Source organism: Roseomonas sp. TS2 (genome assembly GCF_058833935.1).
In genome coordinates this window covers 1-2,760 of the sequence record NZ_JCACVY010000312.1, presented here as the reverse complement: position 1 = coordinate 2,760, position 2,760 = coordinate 1, and the positions used below count along the sequence as shown (strand labels likewise).

At 77.0% G+C, this 2,760-nt stretch carries 1 protein-coding gene and 1 pseudogene; one reads left to right on the top strand and one right to left on the bottom strand.

All coding sequences use genetic code 11. From position 1 onward, the window contains the following. Positions 1 to 32: 32 nt before the first annotated feature. Complete coding sequence (locus ACZJYS_RS23870; protein ID WP_493180580.1) at positions 33 to 1,280, top strand: alpha-hydroxy acid oxidase; 1,248 nt, start codon at positions 33 to 35, stop codon at positions 1,278 to 1,280. 24 nt (positions 1,281 to 1,304) lie between these two features. Here ACZJYS_RS23870 and ACZJYS_RS23865 read toward each other — a convergent pair. Next, positions 1,305 to 2,760: pseudogene (locus ACZJYS_RS23865) on the bottom strand (hypothetical protein); the annotation flags it as partial.

Sequence of the window (2,760 nt, the reverse complement as noted above, 5' to 3'; positions counted from 1 at the left end):
CGCCCCCTCCCGCCGGGCAAGGAGCCCGCGCCGTGAACGAAGGCGCCAACGGCCCGCCCACCGTCGCGGTGCCGCCGCCGCCCAAGGCGATGTACCGCGCCGTCGGCAGCACGACGCCGCGGCGGCTGCGGCCGATCCTGGCGCTGGACGATTTCGAGCCGGCGGCGCGCCGCAAGCTGCCGCGGCCGCTCTTCGGCTACATCGCCGGCGCGGCGGAGACCAACGCCGCCTACCGCGACAACCGCGACGCCTTCGCCGAATGGGCCTTCCGCCCGCGCTACCTGATCGATGTCTCGCGGCGCAGCATCGCCACCTCGCTCTTCGGCCAGGCGTACAGCGCGCCCTTCGGCATCGCGCCGATGGGTATCAGCGCCATCATGGCCTATCGCGGCGACCTGGTGCTGGCGCGCGCGGCGGCCGCCGCCGGCATCCCGATGGTGATGAGCGGCTCCTCCCTCATCCCGATGGAGGAGGTGGCGCACGCGGCGCCGGGCAGCTGGTTCCAGGCCTACCTGCCGGGCGACGAGGCGCGCATCGCCCGGCTCGTCGCGCGCGTGGCGGCGGCCGGCTTCGGCACGCTGGTGCTGACGGTGGACACCACCACCATGGGCAACCGCGAGAACAACATCCGCACCGGCTTCTCCACCCCGCTGAAGCCCTCGCTGCGTCTGGCCTGGGACGGCGCCACCCGCCCGCTCTGGCTGTGGGACACGCTGTGGCGCACCCTGCACCGCCACGGCATGCCGCATTTCGAGAACAACTACGCCGAGCGCGGCGCCCCCATCATCGCGCGGCATGTGGAGCGGGATTTCGGCGCGCGCGACCACCTGAACTGGACCCATGTGGCCGGCATCCGGCGGCAGTGGAAGGGCCGGCTGGTGGTGAAGGGCATCCTGCGCGCCGAGGATGCGCGCCGTGCGGCGGAGGAGGGGATCGACGGCGTCATCGTCTCCAACCATGGCGGGCGGCAGCTCGACGGCGCCATCTCCGCCCTGCGCGCCCTGCCGGAGATCCGCGCCGCCGCGGGCGGCATGGTGGTGATGATGGATGGCGGCATCCGCCGTGGCTCGGACGTGCTGAAGGCGCTGGCCCTGGGGGCGGATTTCGTCTTCGTCGGCCGGCCCTTCCTCTACGCCGCCGCAGTGGGCGGCGAGGCGGGGGTGCGGCACGGCATCGACATCCTGGCGCAGGAGGTGGACCGCAACCTGGCGCTGCTGGGCTGCCTCTCGACCCGCGAGGTCGGGATGCCACACCTCCACCGCATCGCCGGCGCCGGCTGAGCCGGGGCGCTGCGGCCGGCGGCTTCAGCCCGGCAGGGCCTGCACATGCAGCGCGCCCGCCGGCAAGGCGCGCCCGGCCAGCTCGACGAGATGCCGGTGGTGGGTCAGCAGGATCACCTGGGTGGTGCCGCTGAAGCGGCGCAGCGCGTGGAAGGCCGCGGCGGCGCGGCCATCGTCGAAGCTCTGCAGGATGTCGTCGCCGAGGAAGGGCAGCGGCGTGGCGGCCGCCACATGGTCCTCGATCGCCACCAGCCGCAGCGCCAGGAAGAGCTGGTCCCGCGTGCCCTCGGACAGCGCCTCCACCCCCGTCTCCTCGCCCTCCGGCGTGGCGCGGCGCACCAGCAGGTGGGCGATGCCCTTCTCGTCCTCCCGCGCGGCCAGGGCCGGATAGGCACCCTCCGTCAGTTCGGCGAAGACATCGCCGATGCGGCGCAGCCGGGCATCGTCGCCCGCCTCCTGCACCCGCTCCATCGCCGCGCCGAGCAGGGAGCGGGCGGCCTGCAGCAGCACCGCCTCCTCCAGCACATGGCCGAGGCGGGCCAGCGCCGCCTGCTCGTCCGCCGCCGCCTCCCGCGCCGCGCCATCGGCGCCGAGCCGCTCGAGCTCCGCCCCGGCATGGGCGCGCGCCTCCGCGGCCTCCTCGGCGGCGCGCCCGGCGGCGGCGCCGGCCTCCTCGGCCGCCCGCAGGGCGGCCTCCAGCATCTCGGGCGGGTGGGCGGCCTGTTCCGCCTGCAGGGCCGCCAGCTCCAGCCCGTCATGGCCGGCAAGGATCTCCTCCAGCGCCGCCGCCCGCGCCGCCTGCTGGCGCGCCCGCTCGGCCGAGGCCTCCAGCCGCTGCAAGGCGGTCTCGAGATCCGTGGCGCCGGCCTCGGCCAGGGCGGCGTGCAGCTCCTCCCGCCGCGCCGCCGCCTCCCGCGCCTGCGCCGCGGCGGCGCGGGCGGCCAGCTCCGCCTGCTGGCGCAGCGCCTCCTGGCGGGAGAGCCGGGCCTGCTCCTCCTCCAGCCGGGCGGCGAGGTGCCGGGCCGCCGCCACGGCATCGGCCGGCTCGGCCTCGCCCAGCTCCGCGCACAGGGCGCGGACATCGGCGGTGAAGGCCGCAAGCTCCGCCCGCAGCGCCTCCTGGCGCGCCGCCAGCGTCCCTGCCTGCCGCACCAGCGGCGCGAGCTGGCCCAGCAGATCCAGCGCGGCGGCGGCCTCCGGCGGCCCTTCCTCCTGCGGGCGGTGCAGCGCCGCCAGCACGGCGCGCCATTCCGACCGCCAGGCCTCCAGGCGGTGGCCACGGGCGGCCGCCTCCTGGCCGGCCTCGGCCAGCGCCGCGCGGCTGTCCCGCACCGCCTGCAGGCGCAGGGCGCGGTCGGTCGCGGAGACCTGCGCCTCGCGCAGCACGGCCCCGGCGCGGTCGAGCAGCACGGGCAGCGGCGAGGCCGCGGGCTCGCCCAGCGCGGCGGCGAGGCGCAGCGCATCGGCCGCCTGGCGCTCG